Source organism: Dechloromonas agitata is5 (assembly GCF_000519045.1).
Taxonomy (GTDB): domain Bacteria; phylum Pseudomonadota; class Gammaproteobacteria; order Burkholderiales; family Rhodocyclaceae; genus Azonexus; species Azonexus agitatus.
This window is the reverse complement of the sequence record NZ_KI912532.1, coordinates 2964448-2983294: the sequence shown is the minus strand read 5'-3', so window position 1 is coordinate 2983294 and position 18847 is coordinate 2964448. Positions and strand designations below refer to the sequence as shown.

The following is an 18847-nucleotide window of genomic DNA, read 5'->3' as shown; positions in this document are numbered from 1 at the left end:
GTTCCGGACTTCGTCCTCCACGGCTTCCCCAACGCATTCGTCGTGGCTCGGAAATCAGTTGTTCTGAGCTACACTTATCCACAAGCCAACCTATGTCAGGCGGCTATCACACCTGGTCAAAATTCAACGCGCACAGGTGGTCAAATTTAAACGCGCGCCGACAGCCAGGTACAGGAAAGACGGAATTCATCGCAGCATTCGTCCACTTTCTCGTTGAAAAACTGAATGTGCGAAGAATCCTGCTGGTCAGCCAGTCTCACGAAGCGGTCAATACGGCTGCCGAACGGATAAGAAAGCACTGTGGAAGGTTGGGGACTCCGCTTGAGGTCGTCAGATTCAGCAACCGAGAAGGCGCGGTTTCGCATGGCCTGAAAGACGTCTATTCCCACGCCATCACCGCAGAAAAGCGCGAGTTGTTCAATGCCGAATATCGCTATCGAGTTGAGGCACTGTCGGATGCTCTAGGTCTCGACGCCGAATTCATCTCCAAGGTCGTTGACGCAGAGTTGAAGCTGTTCAAGCAAATTGACCATCTCGAATTTCTCCTCAAGAGCTTTGAAAACGTTGACGACGAGGGAGATATCAAAGCCCTGAAACCGATCGCCGTTGAACTGGATGAAGGCATCCGAACCAAACTTCACACGGACTATGGAATCACGCTCTCGAAGGAAAGCTCCGTTTCAGAAGCGAAATCCATCCTGCTCTCAAATATTTGTTCCGAGTATGGAGTCCGTCCAAATGAGGCCAAAAGGGTTCGGGCGTTGGCTCGTATATCCCGTGACATCCAAGATGCACTGTCGGCTGAGAGGGTCAATATCGACGAGTTTTATGCTCGTTCAAGACAACTGGTAACAGGTACCTGTGTCGGCATTGGGCAAGGACACATTGGCATTCATGACAACATCTACGATTTCGTGATTATTGATGAGGCGGCTCGTTCAATCGCGAGCGAACTGGCAATTGCAATGCAGTCTGCAAAACGCGTTCTTCTGGTCGGCGACCATTTGCAACTGCCCCCTTTGTACTCCGACGCTCACAAATCTGCCTTGGCTCGCCGGCTTGGGATCAATGACAAACACACCGAGCTTGATGAGGTGCTGCGAAGCGACTTTGCGCGTGCCTTCAACTCGGGATATGGAAAGCAAGCGAGCGCCACGCTGTTAACTCAGTATCGGATGGCTCCTCCCATCGGCAATCTCGTTTCCCATACCTTCTACGACGGCAAATTAAATAATGGGAATCGGGCAATTCCCGATATCTATGCGGGTGCTCCGAGTCCGCTTCGCTCTACCGTGACATGGCTAGACACATCATCGCTTGGTGAACATGCCAATCACCAGAGCGACCGTGGCGTCAGTATTTACAACCGTTGTGAGGCAGAACAGGTCATTGACCTGCTCAAGCAGATTTCTGAGAGCGGACAATTCCTGAATGACCTTTCAGATCTCAACGACAAGGATGATGCGCTGATCGGTGTCATCTGCATGTATGCCGAACAAAAGCGGCTGATTCGCCAGAAGTTCAATCAGGGTATCTGGAGCGACGGGTTCAAGGCATTGGTGAAAATCGACACTGTCGATAGCTATCAGGGCAAGGAGAACCGAATCATCATCCTGAGCCTGACGCGTTCCGATAAACAAAAGAGTCCTGGCTTCCTGCGTACCCCCAATCGAATCAACGTGGCGATGTCCCGAGCAATGGACAGGCTGTTGGTCATTGGCAATGCGGAAATGTGGAAGACACATAACAAGGACAAGCCTCTCGGACAGGTTGTTTCCTACATGAACGATATGGGCGAGGGTGCCGGCTACAAGTTCATGTCCGCGAAGAAGACACGCTAAGGTGACGACAATGGAAAACACGACGATTTATCACGAGATTGACTTCCTGTTGCCAGCGCAACGCTTCAATATCCATTTCTCGTACATCACTGAAAAAGGGCTGCCGTTCGTTCGGGAATTCGTTCTCCGACTTATCCACCTTGCTCCAATGTCCATGTCGCAGGTCGCAACCTTCTTCGGCTTCTCGCGCAAGGAAGTTCAAGAGGCGATTGATGACCTCGTGGAGCGGGATGAATTGACTCTGTCTGAAAACGGTCGCCTGACTCTTACGGAAAAATCGAGCAGCTACTTCACTGAACTCGGTGAGGTTCCGCGTTTGTCGCTGCTTCGAGACAGTACGGCTTGCTTGTCTTTCGACCTCGCAACCTTCTCTTGTCTTGGCAAAGACAAATATTCGGACAAGTGGAAGGCGGGCATTCCAATCAAGGTCGACGACGAGAATGCATCTTGCAGCCAGACTCACGTAAGAAAGCATTTCCAGCGTCAATTCCATGAAATCTTGCAGAAGGGGTTCCTTTCCAAGGCACTGACCCAAGACGACAAGGACTCGCCGAACGTCTACACCGTGAACTCGGTGAACAAGATTAAGCATATGCCCGTCAGACTGCCGGTTCATTTCCAGGTGGACGAGGAAGGGCGAAATGTCGAGCGAGAGGATTTTGAGAAACTGAAAAGCTCAGATTACGTCCATGAGCAGATTTCTCTCGAACTGGATCATCTGGCACGACCCAGCAATTTCGGTGAGATTGCAAAAATCATGATCGAAATCGGGGACGGTGACACGCTGAAACTCTTCGACTCGAAGGGCAGTTCCGTGAGCCTTCAATTCTTCGAGGACTTGGCAAAGCTTGAATCCAATAGCCAGAAGAAAAGAACCACCTTTATCGGACCAATCTACTCGTCAGCAAATTGGAAACTGCTCCAGAATTACTTGGCTCCGGTTATCAAGTCAAGACAGGAGAGCAAGACCGACATGGGACAGACCCCATTTCTTTGGGTCGCGCCCAGCGACCCGTATTGGGGAATGAGCAGCAATCTGCAAGTCAGAGTCAGTCAGCTTCTTGAGCAGGCGAGTACGAAGGATAAGAAGCTCTATTCGCCGACCATCTATTTGCCCGTCGGCGGTCCCGATGACCATAGGGCAGCACAACAGTGGAAAAGGGAGTTTGAACCCAACGCCAGCAAGGTTCACGGACTCATTGAGGGGTTCCTTGGTGGCAGTGTTGAGGTGCTGCATTTCGAAGGGGAATTCGTAGTGGTCGTGTATCACGTCTCGCTTCGCGACTCATACCCCGTCAGCTTCCCCGTTGGGTTCATCAGTGCAGAGAAGGGCGTGGTTTCTTCCATCAGCCGGATTTTGAAGTCTTATGTTGAGGGGGCCTCGGGGTTTGAACAGCCGAATGACTGCGGGTTAATTTCCAAGATTGGACGGGTTGTATAGGTGTCAGCATTAGTTGGCTTCCAATCGCCAGTGAGGTGCCCCCGGTTTTAGTGCCAAGGGCGTTTTAGTAAAAGTCCTTGGGTTGTACCGTTAAAGACATTCTTCGGCGGCTGGCTGGGCAGAGGTGGTTGCCCGATGCTCGGCCGCGAACTCTGCCGGGGTTTGATAATTCAATGCGCTGTGCGGCCGATGCTGGTTGTAGTCCCGGCGCCAGGCGGCGATCAGGATACGAGCCTGTGGCAAGCTCGTAAACCAATAGTCATTCAGGCACTCATCTCGGAAGCGTCCGTTGAAGCTCTCGATGAACGCGTTCTGCGTGGGTTTCCCGGCCTGGATCAGTTTGAGCTGAACGCCATGCTGGCAGGCCCACTGGTCGAGCGCTTTGCCGGTAAATTCTGGTCCCTGGTCAGTTCGAATGGCCTTGGGGTAGCCCCGGAAGCGAGCCGCCTGATCAAGAACACGCGTAACGTAATGGCCTGAAATGCCGAAGTCGACCGCGAGATCGATGGCCTCCTTGCTGAAATCATCGACGATGGTCAGCACCTTGATCCGGCGGCCATTGGCCAGCGCGTCACTGACAAAATCCATCGACCAAACTTGGTTGGGCTCGGTAGGGCGTTCCAGTGCCTGCCGCTCAACAGCCACACCATGTCGCTTTTTGCGGCGCCGAACTGACAGACCGGCATCACTGTAGAGCCGATAAATCCGTTTGTGATTGGCTCGAACGCCCTCTCGCCGAACCAGCGCATGCAAGCGGCGATAGCCGAGCCGGCGGCGCTCGCCGGCCAGTTCGACCAGCCTGGCTTGCAACTGCTCGTTCTCCGGCTGCGCCTTCGATACGTAATGCAGGACCGTGCGTGACAAACCCACCAGCTGGCAGGCACGGCGTTGGGAAATTGCTGTCGCTTTCCGCATCACCATGACTGACTCACGCTTTTGCTGGGGGCTCAGCGCTTTCGGCCCAAGGCCGCTTTGAGAGCTTCGGCATCAAGGATCGATTCGGCCAGTAGGCGTTTGAGCTTGGCGTTCTCGGCTTCCAGTTCCTTCAGGCGCTTCGCATCCGGAACTGACATGCCGCCGAATTTCGCCCGCCAGTTGTAGAACGAGGCGTCACTGAAGCCGTGTTGCCGGCACAGTTCCTTGATCGCCACGCCGGCTTCCGCCTGCTGCAAAAAACCGATGATCTGCTCTTCTGAAAACCGCTTCTTCAAGTCCATTCTCCTTCTCGAAAACGGACTTTACTAAATTGCCGGTGGCACTGATTACGGGGGGCACCTCAGGCAATACATATGATTTCTCGCCTGGACGATTTTTGTCCTCACGATGGTGCAGGAGAAAATTGTTACCCAACCGAATAAACGCCCATGCAACATGTACCGTTCTGATTGTCTTGGCCTGTGGGTTGAACTTTAATCGGCCGAGTTCTACCCGATGCAACAGAGAACGCTGCTCCTCTTTTATCTCGGGAGGACGGCCATCCCCTTGTTCCCAATAGTCAGTGGGCAGCAGTACTTGACCGGGAGTGGCTAGGGTCATTAGCCAGGAACGCCCCAGCAAGGATGCTGGAAATGAAACAAACGCCCACTTGCCACTCCGAAGCTCAAGCGGATCAAGCAGCGACAACGCTTCAAATTGGCGTCGTAACGTGAAGACCAGCGACAGGGCAGTTTCCTCTGTGGCGCTGTCATGGGCAATAAGCGCTGTAACGAGTTCAGCTTCGGGGAGGCTATCTCGTTGCCGCCCCTCTTCCGCATGTAGCGGGAGCATCGCAAGCACGACACTAAGCAGTGTCGCTGGATCAGCCTTGATTTCGTTTTTTTTCACGGGAATGTTATCCGCTGACTGCTGGCATCCCCATTCATCTCCCCTAAGTCTCCTCTAACGTTTTGTTTTCTGCGCCCATAGTTCGTTCCAGCGAGCAGCACATCCCGTGTTGCCAACCAAGCAAGGAGTGAATCATGGCACAAAACAATTCGAACGGCATCATCATCGGCAAGAGCAATGCCGGCCACAGCGCGGTGGTTTCCAAAACAGCCTACGAAGGCACGGTCATCGCACGAGCAATGGAACGCGCCGGCCGCAACCCCCACCTCAAGGGACACATCCACGAGGTTCTGGTGAAGGATGTGCGCAATGCCTGCAACCTGCTCACCCTGAACGGCGCCAGCACCGAACTGACCAAAAGTACCACGGCCGGTACCGTCGATCTGGTGACCACCAAGGGCGGCAAGGTAATTGAGCGCCTTCAGGTCAAGGATGTCACCAGTCAGGCGGGTATCGACAAGCTGGTCAAGCAGTGCGCCGACGGCAAGTATCGCAGCGCGCAACTGGTCGGTTCCGAGGAAAGCGCACAGGCATTCAACAAAGCCGCCGAAAAGGCGGGCATCTCCAAACGCATGACCAGTACCGGCGTGTCGTCGAAAAGCACTCAGTCGCTGGCCCAGCGCGCCGGTGCCACCGGTAGCGGCAGTCTCGGCAGTGCCATGGGCCAGGCCGCCAAGGCGGGCGGTGCCGCCGGAGCAATCATCGGCGGGGGCGTCGCGGCCGTGAAGGGCTGCATCGACCTGATCGACGGTCGGGCGGATGCCGTGGAAGTAGCCGGCACCGTGGTCAAGGCCGGCGCCAAGGGTGGTGTCAGCGGCGCTGCTGCCGGGGCTGCTGCGACAGCGACAGGGGCTGGTGCCGTAGCCGCAGTCTCTGCGCTTGGCATGACCGGAATAGCAGCCACTGCCGTCACAGTCGGAGCACCACTTGCCGTCGCCGTCGGGGTGGGCTACGTCGCCTCGGAAATCTTCGACTGGATTTTCGACTGAACGAGCGATCGCCACAACACAGGAGAAACCACTATGAGCCTCACCGTTCGCAGCGCCACAGGAGAATCCGTCCAGTTGTCCGACACTCCGTTCGCCCAGGGCGGCGAAGCGGCTGTCCATGCAGTCCCCCGGTTTCCGGGCGTGGTAGTCAAACTGTACCACCCGCAAGTGCTGCAAAAGCGGGCCGACACCCTGCGCGCCAAGATCGATGCCATGAGCAGCGATCCCAAGCTCGTCAGCCTCAAGCAGCATCCGGGTCTGGCTTGGCCGCGATTTTCTGTGTTCGATGAGCGTGGTCAGTGGCGTGGCTATGCCATGCGTAAGGCTGCCGGAGTGCGCATGAATGTGCTCGCCCATGCCATGGCCTATCGTGAGCAGTTCCCTAACCTTGATCGCCCGGCTGTGGTGGCCTATCTGCTGAGTCTGCTCGGCACACTGCAGGAGCTGCACACGGCGGGCGTGATGGTCGGCGATTACAACCTGGCCAACTTTCTGTGTGATCCGAATAGCGATACGGTCACGCTGATCGATTGCGACAGCTGGCAGGTCAACGCGGCGGGCAAGACATTCCGCTGCCCGGTGGCTGCCCCCGACATGCTTGCTCCCGAGTTACAGGGCAAAGAGCTTGGCAAGGTCAACCGGACACTGGAAAGCGAGTACTTTTCATTGGCCATCCTACTCTTCAAGGCACTGATGCTCGGCCGTCATCCCTACGACGTGGTCGGCGGTGCCGGCCCCGTGGAGAACATCCGCAAGGGCTACTTTCCCTACGGCCAGGGTGGTGGCGGTATCCCAAAGGGGCCGTGGTTCAACATCTGGAGTCATCTACCCTTCAAGTTGAAGGAGCAACTCATCGGCACCTTCAAGGAAGGCGCTCCGAATGCGTCTGCGCGCACGTCCATCCCGGAGTGGATCGACTTCCTCAAGCTCTACCAGCGCGAACTTGGCAAGGGGTGGCACGACACCCAGATCAAGCCCGCCAACCCCAAGACCAAGGAATACCGGGGCACCCAGTCCATTTCTCAGCCGATTGCGGCTTGAACAAGGAGAACACCATGTTTGCTTTTGCCAATTTCATGAACACGCCCAAGGAGACGACCATGAACGAATCGCACGATGACCTCATCGACAATCCTACGCCGCGCTGCCCGGTGGCGCTGGTGCTGGATACCTCCGGCTCCATGTCCGGCCAGCCCATCGAGCAATTGAACGCCGGCATCGAGTTATTCATCGACGAAGTGAAACGCGATGACTTGGCGCGCTGGTCGGTGGATTTGGCGGTCTATACCGCTGGCGGTTTGGCTGACTGCATTCAGTCGTTCATCGGTGTCGAGCAGATTGTGGGATTTTCCCCGCTCGATGCAAGTGGAGGCACTCCGCTCGGGCAAGCAACACGCATGGCCCTTGACGACCTGGAAGCGCGCAAGAAATCCTACCGCGATGCTGGCGTGCCCTACTACCAGCCGTGGTTGGTGCTGATCAGCGACGGGGCGCCGGACTATGGCTGGCAAGATGCCGCACAGCGTGCCAGCGCGCTGTCCGCCCAGCGCAAGCTGGTCAGCCTGCCCATCGGGGTGCAGGGTGCCGATCTGAGTGTGCTATCGCAGTTCTCCAGCAAGCCCGCAGTGGCGCTTGACGGACTCAAATTCCGCGAGTTGTTCCAGTGGCTGTCGGCATCTATGGCGCGGGTTTCGGCCAGCACTTCGTCCGACGCCTCGGTGCATCTTCCGAGCGTGGACAGCTGGGGGAGTGTCTAACATGGCACGCACGCACAAGCCCCTATTTCGGCGTAAAGCCGAAGTCGTCGCCACGAACGCAACCACGTCGCCAGCGTCATATGCCTGCCCCATGTCAGATATTGAAGCTGACACACCACTGCTCATACCTGAAGTCGATACACCGGCATCCACCAGCGCGCCAGCAGCAGTGAAGATACCCATGACGGACTGGCAGCTTTGTGGCGACACCGTCATCGGATTGGCTCACCGGCGCAAGGGCATACCCTGCCAAGACGCCGTGGCCTTTCGCAACTTGCCGCGTCCGATTCTCGGTTTAAGCGACGGCGCGGGCTCTGCGGCCATCAGCGAGCGTGGTGCCCAGGCGCTGGTCATCGGGATCACCCGTTTTTTGCGAACCTTGGAAGATGACCTCGCGTCCTGGCTGGATGGCGATGACGACGCATCGCAGGCACAGTCGACGCGCTGGGCAGAAAGGCTGCGGATGCACGCGAAGGGGCTTCTTGCTGACCTGGCGAGCACGGAGCGACGCGATGTGCGTGACGTTCGCGCAACCCTGCAGGTTGTCGTCATCGGCGAGCGCCATGTCTTCTGGTGGAAAGTCGGTGATGGTGCCATTGTGGCCAGGAATTCCGAAGGATTGTGGTCGCTAGGTAACCAGGCAAGCGCAAAGGGCGAGTTTGCCAATCAGACCTGTTTTGTTGATACGGCAAGCACAAGCGACGTCCAATTCGGTGTGTTGTCCGCCAGCGAAGTTTTCGGTATCGCCCTGATGAGTGACGGTGGAGCGGAACGACTGGTTTCCCACGACGGTAGCAAAGTGGCAAGTCGCCTTGGCGAATGGTTCGATGACGTGGCGGAACAGAGATTCACTATCGATAGAATTGCCCTTGCCTTTCATGAACCCGCCATGTGGGAACGAACAAGCCTGGATGATCGTTCCATAGTGCTCGCCGCCAGAGCGATTAATAAATTTTCGTTGTAAATTGAACAGGCTTCATCCACACATCGAGAGGATTGCTTTGAGTCTGAAAGCGGTCGGAGTCTGGAGCAGAGTCGAATGTCAGCTTTGGCCGAGGAGTTCGCGTTCAGTCAGCGTTCTGAACGCCTGCTCCGCTTTGTAAGCTGCCGTTGCACCGCCTGAGCGTTGAAGGTCAGCCGAGGGCTCGGATCTGCTGTAGCCTGAATTGGAAAGCGGTAATTGCCCACGACTACGACGGAATGGTAGAGAGGTGGCGCATTGCTGCCCAACAATACTTATGGGGCAATGACCGCAAAGGCCGACCTGTTGCAATGGGCATCAGGTCGTTGTTCGGCCTTTCCTGTCGTTGGCTAAAACAATAGGTCCGGCCGCAATCCCCCGTTTTCCAGCTGTTCAGCCAAGAATGGGCGCCACCGCCAGCTATTCTTGGCAGTGAAAGCGAGTTCCCGAGCCAGAGCTGAAGTTCGCCTCATCAAAACTGGCAGTCTGTCCGTCTGCCAAAGCTCTCGTGAGCACTAGTGTCTGAATCTGATAGCGATGTTGTCGGCTTAGGAAATCGGCTAAGATGCCGCGCGTATAATTGGGCGACATGTGATGGATTGGACGGACGCTCAAAAAGGCCCAGATGCTTGTTTGCCACCAATGTGCAGAGTAGTCGTTGGAACGTTGAGAGCTGCAAGATATTACTAAGAGCTAGAGGATTGGGAATGAACGACCTTATCAATGAACCAGACGCTCCACGACTGATTTTTGGTCTTCGCGACACAGGTTATAACGTCAAGACAGCCGCCGCGGACATCATTGACAACTCGATCGCTGCTAAGGCGGACACGGTAATCCCCCCAGAATTAGGGGCGATCAGAAGTAGAGCTACGCGGCCATGGCCAGCCGCTGTTTTGGCGTGATGCCGCCCAAGGCCATGTTTGGGCGGTCGTGATTGTAGTCGTACATCCACTGGGTGGCGAAGAGCTGGACTTCATCGAGGTCTGCCCAGCAATATTGCGATAGCCACTCGTAGCGCACTGTCCGGTTGAAGCGCTCGACGTAGGCGTTCTGCTGGGGCTTGCCCGGCTGGATGTAATCCATCTTGATCTGCCGCTTTTCTGCCCAGTTTTGCACCAGGCCGCTGATGTTCTCCGGGCCATTGTCACATCGAATGGCGGCTGGTTTCCCCCGCCATTCGATGATCTGCTCCAGGGCACGGATCACCCTCTCGGCCGGCAGCGAGAAATCGATCTCGATGCCCAGGGCTTCCCGGTTGAAGTCATCGATCACATTGAACAACCGGAAACAGCGCCCGTCTTCGAGCTGGTCATGCATGAAATCCATAGACCACACCTGGTTGATGGCAGTCGGCACGGCCAGCGGTTCCGGTTTCTCCCGCCCCAGCCGTTTCCTGGGCTTGATCCGCAGATTCAATTCCAACTCCCGGTAAATCCGATACACCCGCTTGTGATTCCAACCAAAGCCCTTCACGTTGCGCAGGTACAGGAAGCACAGCCCAAATCCCCAGTTGCGGTGGTTGTCGGTTAGCCGCATCAGCCAGTCGGCGATTTCCTCATTCTCGGCATTCTTCTTGGCCGAATACCGATAGCAGGTCTCGCTCACCTGGAAAATGTCGCAGGCCAAGCGGATCGAAATTCGCTTTCCGGCCACCACTTCCTTGGCCATCTCACGCCGGCGAGATGGCCGACCTACTTTTTTCCCAGGTACTCCTTCAGAATATCCGCCTTCAGGCGCTCCTCGGCGTACATCTTTTTGAGCCGCGCATTCTCGGCTTCCAACTCCTTCATCCGGGCCATCATGGACACGTCCAGGCCGCCGTATTTCGCCCGCCATTTGTAGAACGTCGCCGAGCTGATTCCCAACTCCCGGCACAACTCCGGCACCGATAGCCCACCCTCGACCCGCTTCAACGCCTCGATGATCTGGCTGTCCGAAAACTTCGACTTCTTCATGCAGAACTCTCCCTTTACGAGAAAATTCTACCTCTGACCGCCTTTATTGGCCGGGGGGATTACCACACGATCAATGTCGAAATCGTTCTGCGCGATGACGGACGCAAATTAGTCTACTTTGGAGACAATGGCCATGGTATGGACGCGAAAGGTATTCATGCAGCAATGCGCTATGGTGCTCCAGCTCGCGAAAATCCGGAAAGTCTCGGAAAATTCGGCCTAGGGTTGAAAACTGCATCCAGTTCTGTCTGCCTTAAGTACACCCTTATTTCACGCAAGGCATCCAATCAAGAATTAGAAAAGCTTGCTTGGGACCTCGAACATGTTGCCGATGAAGGGGTATGGGCAATGCTTCGGGAGCCGATTACCGCCGATGAACGTGAAATGTTTGATGAATTGTGTGGCGCCAAGGGAACCCTTGTCATCTGGGAAAAATGCGACCGAATTCTGACTAAGGAATATGAACCCGGCGGAGCCAAGGAGATGGCCGCCATCGGTAGGCTCGCGGACAGTCTTGCGAAGCATCTTTCTCTCGTTTTTCATCGCTTCCTCGATAAGGCGGACGAACGGGAGCGTGACATTAATATCGTTATCAATGGGAATCCCATCGAACCATGGAACCCGTTCTATCCGGCACGTTCAGAACAAGTCCTGCCGGAGAAGAAGCAAATCATCGAGGTGGAATTGCTGGATGGTTCGGTGGAGACCGCAAGAATAAGGGCATGGATTCTTCCGCATCGCAATGATATGACCAAGGAAGAAGAAAAGACCCATGCGCGTATTGCGAACCGCGCGCAGGGCTTTTACGTATATCGCGAGGGTCGCCTGATCCAAGATGGCGGATGGATGGAAGTTTTCGGTGTGCCCGAACCGCACTATTCGTTGCTGCGTATCGAATTTGACTTCGGTCATGAGCTGGACGATGCATTCCGGATTGACGTGAAGAAGTCCCGCATTCTCTTCCACCCTGAACTGGCAGAGGGCCTACACACTCTGCTTCAACCTATCTACCGTGAAGCGGGGCAGCGCTATCGCAGGAAGAATCGTGAGCACGCAAACTCTCATGGGATCGACCACACCAGTGCAAATAAGAACATTGCTGATACAAACAATGCGCAGAAACCACAAGTAACCTCGGTTGATCCAGCGACGCAATCGGCTGTTATTGCTAACAATCAAGGTCCCAAGATCACGATCAAATTGGCAATTCAAAGCCACGTTAGTATTGACACAGTATTTGTCGACGCAGTTGAGGACATCACTACAGGTGAGCTTTGGCAGCCCGCTTTACGAAGTGCCGGCGACAGCGGTCATATGCCAGCGGTTCTGCTCAACAAGCATCATGACTTCTACCAGAAGATCTACCAGCGGGCGGCGGCCAACGGCTACGCGGTGGAAGGGATGGACCTGCTTCTTTGGGCTTTCGCAGTTGCTGAACAGAACAATACCAATGAAGAGTTGGAACCCATCTTCGAGGACATCCGAACCGAAATCTCAAACAACCTAAGAAAGTTGTTGCGCAAAGTGCCTGATCCCGAGCCGGACGAGCTGAACGGTGACGAAGCGGACTGAGATGATTTCAGGCAAAAAGGAGCTGATTCTTAGGGAGTTGGAAGAGGGGACCGGCGCCGCTATGGCAGCAGCTGTCGACCGAAGTGGTCTTCGCTCCGGCCTACGGATCTGGTTTGACGATCTGGATGAAAAGCATGGTCCGGTCGCCGATCTTCGCCCTTTTGGACTGAAGGGGCACCGTGTGGAACTGTCATTTGGCAACTTCTCTGGAGAGGTTCTTGCGCAGATCAGGAATGCCGTACCGGAGGATATTGATCTGGCGCGAGCATTGGTGGGGTCGATCCGGGCAGACGTCGAGGTCGAAACTCCCGGGCAAAGTCTTGCCGAGTGGAACGTTACTGGTGGTACCTTTAGGATGACCGCGACAATACGTGCTCAGGAGCATCCACAGGAGGACGCAGCGATCATCGCCACATGTAGAGATGTAATCGTGCCGATGATGGCTGCTATGGCAGAACTCATTGGCTATGATGTTATCGAAGAGCCTGCGGACGACGAAGTACCGGCTTTTGAAGGAGCCATACTGCGGTCTGTCGTGAAACGGCGGGAACGCAACCCACGGAACCGCCTTCTTTGCATCCGCCTCCATGGCGAGAAATGTGCGGCTTGCGGTGCGGAGCCAAGGCTGACGTATGGAGATGCCGGTTCGATAATTGAGGTTCATCACCTTGAACCCGTAGGGTTGCTTGTGAAACCCCGTCCGTACGATCCGCGAACGGATCTGGTACCGCTGTGCCCGAATTGTCACCGAGCGGTCCACACGAAGCGTCCGATCCCGATCAGTATCGAAGAACTCAGAAACTTGATTGAGGCTTGCCGTGACTGATATTTCCGGCCTGCCGGAGACTGTCGAGGAGCTGCGTGTAAGGCCACCCGAGGGCTTCACGCTTTCGGAACGCGTGATCTCACCAGTCATTCTCATCGATAAGATCGGACGGAACATCGTGGCGCGTCTTGCAGGTGTCCGTGTGCAGGGCGGAAACAGAATCATCCACTTGGCCCCTGGCAATGGCCACGCTTGGGTCTTGGATGGCACTACGATCCGTCCTCTACCACGCGATGCGGCCCGCCTATTCGCTGAGATGCTGAATGGTTTAGACCCGGACAATATGCCCTACAGCGAGGCGATCCGCCTGATGCGCAATACGGACACCGCGATAGGCGTAGAACCTAGTGAGTCGTTCCTCAAGGCGGGACGGGTTGCAGCTGAGAATCTCGATGACAATTTTGCAGTTCCCGGTCTGACTGCGGTCCTTTTTCCGTATCAGGCGCGCGGTGTCCGTTGGATGTGGGAAACCATCTGCCATACCGGGGGGCTGATCCTTGCCGACGAGATGGGATTGGGTAAAACTCTCCAGATCATTGCACTGCTGCTGATTGAACCGCCGCAGACCGAAGCTCCGGCCTTGATCGTTTGCCCTACAAGCCTTATAGCCAACTGGGTACGGGAGTTCGCGCGCTTCGCTGCAGGCATATCTGTCAAGGTGCATCGAGGTCCGGACAGGGCCGGTGTCTATCGGGGACTTCAAAAGACCAGTGTCGTGATCACTACCTATGACACGATGGTCAATGACATCTCAATCTTTTCTTCTTTCGAATGGTCATGGGTGATCTGCGACGAGGCACAGGCAATCAAGAATCCGGACTCGAACCGGCGGCAGGCCATCGTGACCATCCCCCGCCGGCGAGCTATTCCCATGACAGGGACACCGGTAGAGAACGGGCTTTTGGACCTTTGGTCTCTGGCTGATTTTGCCATTCCAGGCCTGCTTGGCTCACGCCATGACTTCGAAGTGGCGTATCCCGACAATATTGATTCGGCACAGGCTATTGGGCGTTTCACAGACCCATTGATCCTTAGGCGCCGAGTTGCTGACGTTGCTAGTGATTTACCCGAACGCATCAACATCGATGTGCCCCTCGAACTGGACGATCTGCTGGCGGAGCACTACCTGCAGGTCAGGAAACAAACTCTAGCCAAGTATCCTGTTGCAGGTGCGTTGGTGGCAACACTTCAGCTGCAATTGGTTTGCGCCCATCCATGGCTCCGACGCGCTGATGAAAACGACACCCACGGTGAGGATGCGGAAATCGTGCGTGCGCGCGCATATCCTCTAATGACCCAAAAAATGGAACGTGCAACAGATCTAATTCGAGAGGCATTTTTCAATGGGCGAAAGGTAATTGTTTTTTCATTGTTTAACCGGATCGGCGATTTGTTGATAGATGCTTTCTCCGGGTTTCGTGACGTCCATTGGGGCGCAATCAATGGCTCGACTCCGCAAGATAGGCGGCAGCCGATAATCGATGCCTTCGCGGCGCATGATGGCCCAGCATGCTTGGTATTGAACCCCAAAGCTGCCGGAGCCGGCCTCAACATTACTGCTGCGACGGTAGTAATCCACTTCACTCCAGTTTGGAACCCGGCGCTGGAAGCCCAAGCAAGCGCTAGAGCCCATCGTCGAGGTCAAACGCAACCCGTTACGGTATATCGTCTTTTCTATAAGGACACTGTGGAGGAAGTGATGATTGATCGATCCCTTTGGAAAAGCGAACTGGCGAATGAAAGTGTCCCCATTTCATCTAGGGATGCAACCGATCTGAGACGTGCACTCGAAATTGCACCGAGGAAAATATGACGAAAAAGACTTTCAGCAAGATGCTTAGCGCCAACGATGTGGGCTCGACCGGCGGACACCAAGGTGGAATTCTCGTTCCAAAATCGGAAGCGGAGCTTCTGGCTTTCCTGCCGCATCTCGATCCTGCAGTGAAGAACCCTGATGCATGGATCGAATGTGAGGATGAAGTTGGGGGCTTACGTCGTTTCAGGTTCGTCTACTACAACAATCGACTTCATGACCCAAACGGCACACGGAATGAATATCGTATCACCTATATGACGAAGTATTTTCGTGAAGTTAGGGCGCGTGAAGGCGATACCTTCGAAATATCCAGAGAAGAGGGGTCTCGTTACAAAATTCGGATCGTCCGCCCCATAGCAGAATCTGTTACTCCGCAGGACGAAAAGGCATTTCGGATTCGAATTACCTCGGGCTGGTCCCGGGTTCACTGATATGGAAACAGGGAACCCACTGGCCATGAAGTTATTGTCCGACTCTTTCAAGAGTCGACGTCCCCCCGTTTTCAGTAGCAGAGTGCTTTAGAGTCCGTGGGTAATTTACCCGATTTTTGGGTGAGTGATTTGGCATAAGCCGCAGGCGTCAAACCGCCCAGGGATTTTTTCGGTCGCTCCTCGTTGTATTCACGGCGCCAGCCTTCAATAACAATCTGAGCATGGCGTAGGCTGGTGAACCAGTGTTCGTTCAGGCATTCATCCCGGAAACGCCCATTGAACGATTCGATATAGGCGTTCTGATTGGGCTTGCCGGGTTCAATGAGGAAGAGTTGAACGCTACGGGCATGCGCCCAGGTCAGCATGGCACGACTACAGAACTCCTTGCCGTTGTCCGTCCGGATCGCCTTGGGCAATCCCCGTGTTTTGGCTAACTGATCGAGCACTCTGGTGAGTTGCATGCCACCGATCGCACGCTCCGGGACAATCGCAACCGCCTCGTGCGTTGCATCATCTACAACGGTCAGGCTTTTGATGACTCGTCCTTCCGCCGTCCGGTCAAACACGAAATCCATTGACCAGACCTGATTGGCTGCAGAAGGACGCTCTAGCGGGTGGCGATCCGATACAGGGATCTTCTTACGCTTTCGCCTTCTCACTTGCAGACCGGCCTCGGCGTAGAGCCGATCCACCCGCTTGTGATTCACCACCATGCCGGCCTGCCGCAGTTTCAAATAGATCATCCCGGCTCCGTAGCGCCGATGGCGTTGGGCGAGTGTGACGATCCGCTCCTTCAAAGCCGCATTGCGATCCGTCACCGGCCGGTAACGGAATGAGCTCGGACTCATCCCGATAAACCGCAATGACCTTCGCTCGCTGAGCCCCTTGTCGATCAGATAGCGCACCAGATCACGCCGTGATGGTGCGCTCACCACTTTTTTCTCAGGGCTTCCTTGGCGATCTCATTTTCCAGCATCGTTTCGGCCAGCAGCTTCTTCAAGCGCGTGTTTTCCGTTTCGAGCTCCTTGAGCCGCTTGGCGTCCGACACACTCATGCCGCCGAACTTGCTGCGCCAGAGGTAGTAACTCGCTTCTGAGAAGGCGTGTTTGCGGCACAGTTCCGCAACCGGCATCCCTGCCTCCGCTTCCCGCAGGAAACCAATGATCTGTTCTTCGGTGAATCGCTTCTTCATGTCCAATCTCCTTATCGTGAAAGATTGGACTCTAAAGTCAGCCGCTACTCAATTCCGGGGGGACGTCGGAGTGGCGCTATGAACCATCGATCGGAGCCGGAAATTTCCAGTTAAGGCTGGTACAAAAACCGGTGCAGCCTCAAACCGGGGGTGCCTAAGTCTTTTATCGATCTGAATGGAAATGACTGCTTTACACAAACTTCTTTACAAGCTCGTTCGCGGACATGGCCGAAGGCTGAGCGCCGCGCCTGGTGCGCGGTTCGGTCACACCTTTCTAGACCAGCCTCCTCCTGCCCCGTGATGTGCACTGCGGCCACGGCGAAAAACGTGTTCAGGTTCGGTTCCGGGATGGCACGCTACGCCTTGGCCGCGACAAGCCCCTTTGCCATCCACAGAGGCCAGCGCTCCACGGCAATGTCGGCCTCGAAAAAGGTCTTGAACGAGAGGACGGACGAGTGCTTTTTATACTCTGTCGTGTCTGACGTTTTCAGGCTCTCGGGGACGACGAGTTTGATACCTTGTGCCGCCATGTCCTCAATGGCGTTGGCGGCGATGTTCTCGTCCACCGTGGCGAGGTAGAGTTCGCAGTTTTTCATTTCCGTTCCGACCTGCTTCCAGCGCTCCCGCAGGGTCGTCTTGGCGCTCAAAACAAGGGCCTCGCAGCTGTCGATTCGGTCCGGGGCGGCATAGAGGGCTAGGGAAGGCAGGATGAAGTCCGGGCGCTTCTTCGCCTCGATGACGACCTGCTTCTCGAAGGGGACTTTGCCGGCCTCTAGCATGGCCTCGATGTGGTGCTCGAACGAGTAGCCCGCGCGGGACTTTCGCTGCTGGGCGGCGGAGAGTAGGATGGCGTCGATTCGCGGATACTCGAGGATGATCGCCCGGAGAGCCTTTTCGGGCGAGACCGCCTTGGGGTCGTCCCCAAGGATGATCCGCACGAGGTCGAGGGCCCGCCCGCGGCTCTGCAACTCCTTGAAAATCTCGTATTCCACGCCCCGACTTATCTCGCGCAGAGCATCGCCCGGCTTGTCCATGGCGAACGGGTCCAGCTTACCTATACCGTGCACTTCCATGAAGCGCTTGCGGGCAGCTAGGGCAAGTTCGGTCGTGGAGGGCATGGCGGCATGGGCTGCGGCAAGCTCTGCGATCCTGCCCTCGAAAAACGCCTTTACGGCGTCCTCGATGAACAAGAGGACCTTCTCCTCACGTTCAGCCTTGACTACTGAAAGGGTGAAAACCCCGGAGCGAAAGTCCGGCGGAAGCGAAAGCATGTCGTGGAGCAGGTCGTAGTCCGTGCTCTCCGAATCGACCGTTACCGCGCGATAGGCACCACCCCGCAGTCCAATGACCAGAAGGGACGCTGGGGAAACCTCTCGAAACGGAGGCTTGGGAAGTCCGGTGAGATGAGTCTCCTCGCCTTTACTCCGAAAGTTGACTAAGTGGGCAAGCTTGCTCTCCCCGACGGTCGGCCATTCGATTTCGAAGTAGGCTTCGCGAATCTCCGCAGCAGGCTTTTTCCGGTCCTTGATAGCCAACGGAGGGAAGAACCCGCTATCTCGCTCTTCCACCGGGACATAGATTCCACCCTGATGCTTACCGGGAAGTCGTGCCCAATCCCAGTCGTTGAGTGAGAGCTTCTTGACGTAGAGCGCCTCGGAGTCCTCGAGAACGGAGGCAAGGAGACCGTCCGGCTCGCTCTCCACAAAAAACTCGGGTGTGGTGAATATGTCGGCCTTTTTTGTCTTTGTCATGGACCGGGATGCTACTAAACGCCGGGCACCCGGTCCATCCCCTCAAGCTCCAGTAGGCCCCCGGAGCCTCGAATCCAAGCCGCAAGCTCCGAGCAGACCTCATCCATGCCGCGCCGTCCCCGGCCCCGGATCGAGCACTCTCGGACGACCCCGACACGCCAGCCCAAGGCTGCAAGCTCCGCGAGGACGCGCCGATCCCGCTCTCGGTTCCCGCCGATCTTCTTTTCCCAGAACTCCGTCCGCGTCCCCGGAAGCCTGAACAACGCGCACCCCTCGTGCCCGTGCCAGAAGCATCCGTGGAAAAATACCGCGACCCTGTGCCTGGGGAAAACCATGTCCGGCTTCCCGGGCAGCTTTGAGCCGAGCGTGAAGCGCAGCCCGAGGCGGTGAAGCCTGGAGCGCAGATCGACCTCCGGCTTCGTGTCCCTCCCCTTGATCCCCGCCATCATGCGCGAGCGCATCTCCGGAGGGACTATGTCTACCATGGG

Annotated in this window: 16 protein-coding genes; 10 read left to right on the top strand and 6 right to left on the bottom strand. The window is 55.9% G+C overall.

Annotation, left to right across the window (positions count from 1 at the left end; genetic code table 11):
• Positions 1-92 precede the first annotated feature (92 nt).
• Positions 93-1841 carry a DEAD/DEAH box helicase gene (locus K420_RS0114600; RefSeq protein WP_198293861.1) on the top strand — a complete coding sequence of 583 codons (1749 nt, stop codon included), beginning with the start codon at positions 93-95 and terminating at the stop codon, positions 1839-1841.
• A gap of 10 nt (positions 1842-1851) precedes the next feature.
• On the top strand, positions 1852-3282 hold the full coding sequence (locus tag K420_RS0114595) for a hypothetical protein (protein WP_027458708.1): 1431 nt from the start codon (positions 1852-1854) through the stop codon (positions 3280-3282).
• A gap of 90 nt (positions 3283-3372) precedes the next feature.
• Here K420_RS0114595 and K420_RS0114585 read toward each other — a convergent pair.
• Together K420_RS0114585 and K420_RS20580 are read right to left on the bottom strand one after the other, a co-directional pair.
• A protein-coding gene (locus tag K420_RS0114585; protein WP_088177879.1) for an IS3 family transposase occupies positions 3373-4493 on the bottom strand; the annotation gives its coding sequence in 2 pieces (ribosomal slippage) (positions 3373-4244 and positions 4244-4493; 1122 coding nt in all).
• A complete protein-coding gene (locus K420_RS20580; RefSeq protein WP_157275110.1) occupies positions 4393-5106 on the bottom strand; it encodes a hypothetical protein in 714 nt (237 codons plus the stop codon). The genes K420_RS0114585 and K420_RS20580 overlap by 101 nt, the downstream gene beginning before the upstream one ends.
• A 134-nt stretch (positions 5107-5240) precedes the next feature.
• Between K420_RS20580 and K420_RS19155 the strand changes: the two genes are divergently transcribed.
• Genes K420_RS19155 through K420_RS0114555 form a run of 4 tightly spaced genes read left to right on the top strand, consistent with a single transcriptional unit; the run spans position 5241 to position 8816 of the window.
• Positions 5241-6095 carry a hypothetical protein gene (locus tag K420_RS19155; protein WP_051453158.1) on the top strand — a complete coding sequence of 285 codons (855 nt, stop codon included), beginning with the start codon at positions 5241-5243 and terminating at the stop codon, positions 6093-6095.
• 33 nt (positions 6096-6128) lie between these two features.
• Positions 6129-7136 (top strand): hypothetical protein, encoded by a 1008-nt coding sequence (locus tag K420_RS19150; RefSeq protein WP_198293860.1) that lies wholly within the window; start codon positions 6129-6131, stop codon positions 7134-7136.
• Positions 7137-7150: 14 nt separating this feature from the next.
• Positions 7151-7852, top strand: a complete 702-nt coding sequence (locus K420_RS0114560; protein ID WP_198293859.1) for a vWA domain-containing protein — start codon at positions 7151-7153, stop codon at positions 7850-7852.
• Between the two features lies 1 nt (position 7853).
• The gene (locus K420_RS0114555) at positions 7854-8816 is read left to right on the top strand and encodes a PP2C family serine/threonine-protein phosphatase (RefSeq protein WP_084019669.1); all 963 of its coding nucleotides are present in this window, start codon (positions 7854-7856) and stop codon (positions 8814-8816) included.
• Positions 8817-9683: 867 nt separating this feature from the next.
• On the opposite strand, the gene K420_RS0114550 is transcribed toward K420_RS0114555, so the two are convergent.
• Positions 9684-10771, bottom strand: a protein-coding gene (locus K420_RS0114550; protein ID WP_198293824.1) for an IS3 family transposase whose coding sequence is annotated in 2 segments (ribosomal slippage) — positions 9684-10519 and positions 10519-10771 — 1089 coding nt in all. Because the reading frame shifts where the segments join, the coding sequence is not laid out codon by codon here.
• Between K420_RS0114550 and K420_RS0114540 the strand changes: the two genes are divergently transcribed.
• Genes K420_RS0114540 through K420_RS20220 form a run of 4 tightly spaced genes read left to right on the top strand, consistent with a single transcriptional unit; the run spans position 10742 to position 15416 of the window.
• Positions 10742-12343, top strand: a complete 1602-nt coding sequence (locus tag K420_RS0114540) for an ATP-binding protein (protein ID WP_198293902.1) — start codon at positions 10742-10744, stop codon at positions 12341-12343. The two genes, K420_RS0114550 and K420_RS0114540, sit on opposite strands and share 30 nt — an antisense overlap.
• A complete protein-coding gene (locus tag K420_RS0114535) occupies positions 12327-13169 on the top strand; it encodes an HNH endonuclease (RefSeq protein WP_198293858.1) in 843 nt (280 codons plus the stop codon). Before K420_RS0114540 ends, K420_RS0114535 begins: the two co-directional genes overlap by 17 nt.
• Positions 13162-14982 (top strand): DEAD/DEAH box helicase, encoded by a 1821-nt coding sequence (locus tag K420_RS0114530; RefSeq protein WP_027458703.1) that lies wholly within the window; start codon positions 13162-13164, stop codon positions 14980-14982. The genes K420_RS0114535 and K420_RS0114530 overlap by 8 nt, the downstream gene beginning before the upstream one ends.
• Entirely contained in the window at positions 14979-15416 is a 438-nt protein-coding gene (locus K420_RS20220; RefSeq protein ID WP_084019667.1) for an EcoRII N-terminal effector-binding domain-containing protein, read from the top strand. The genes K420_RS0114530 and K420_RS20220 overlap by 4 nt, the downstream gene beginning before the upstream one ends.
• Positions 15417-15487: 71 nt before the next feature.
• On the opposite strand, the gene K420_RS0114525 is transcribed toward K420_RS20220, so the two are convergent.
• The 3 genes from K420_RS0114525 to K420_RS0114510 all read right to left on the bottom strand — a co-directional run bounded on the left by K420_RS0114525 (position 15488) and on the right by K420_RS0114510 (position 18844).
• Positions 15488-16608 (bottom strand): IS3 family transposase gene (locus tag K420_RS0114525; protein WP_157275099.1). Its coding sequence is split into 2 segments (ribosomal slippage): positions 15488-16356 and positions 16356-16608, totalling 1122 coding nucleotides; the frame shifts between segments, so codons are not numbered across the junction.
• A gap of 356 nt (positions 16609-16964) precedes the next feature.
• Positions 16965-18359, bottom strand: coding sequence for a type II restriction endonuclease (locus tag K420_RS0114515; RefSeq protein ID WP_027458702.1), 1395 nt, complete (start codon positions 18357-18359; stop codon positions 16965-16967).
• Between the two features lie 14 nt (positions 18360-18373).
• Positions 18374-18844 (bottom strand): very short patch repair endonuclease, encoded by a 471-nt coding sequence (locus tag K420_RS0114510; protein WP_027458701.1) that lies wholly within the window; start codon positions 18842-18844, stop codon positions 18374-18376.
• Between the last annotated feature and the right edge of the window lie 3 nt (positions 18845-18847).

Excerpts from the sequence above, each read along its gene's own strand:
- K420_RS0114600 (WP_198293861.1), top strand. The coding sequence starts at position 93 with ATGTCAGGCGGCTATCACACCTGGTCAAAATTCAACGCGCACAGGTGG.
- K420_RS0114560 (WP_198293859.1), top strand. The coding sequence starts at position 7,151 with ATGTTTGCTTTTGCCAATTTCATGAACACGCCCAAGGAGACGACCATG.
- K420_RS19155 (WP_051453158.1), top strand. The coding sequence starts at position 5,241 with ATGGCACAAAACAATTCGAACGGCATCATCATCGGCAAGAGCAATGCC.
- K420_RS0114515 (WP_027458702.1), bottom strand. The coding sequence starts at position 18,359 with ATGACAAAGACAAAAAAGGCCGACATATTCACCACACCCGAGTTTTTT.
- K420_RS0114555 (WP_084019669.1), top strand. The coding sequence starts at position 7,854 with ATGGCACGCACGCACAAGCCCCTATTTCGGCGTAAAGCCGAAGTCGTC.
- K420_RS0114510 (WP_027458701.1), bottom strand. The coding sequence starts at position 18,844 with ATGGTAGACATAGTCCCTCCGGAGATGCGCTCGCGCATGATGGCGGGG.
- K420_RS0114595 (WP_027458708.1), top strand. The coding sequence starts at position 1,852 with ATGGAAAACACGACGATTTATCACGAGATTGACTTCCTGTTGCCAGCG.
- K420_RS20220 (WP_084019667.1), top strand. The coding sequence starts at position 14,979 with ATGACGAAAAAGACTTTCAGCAAGATGCTTAGCGCCAACGATGTGGGC.
- K420_RS19150 (WP_198293860.1), top strand. The coding sequence starts at position 6,129 with ATGAGCCTCACCGTTCGCAGCGCCACAGGAGAATCCGTCCAGTTGTCC.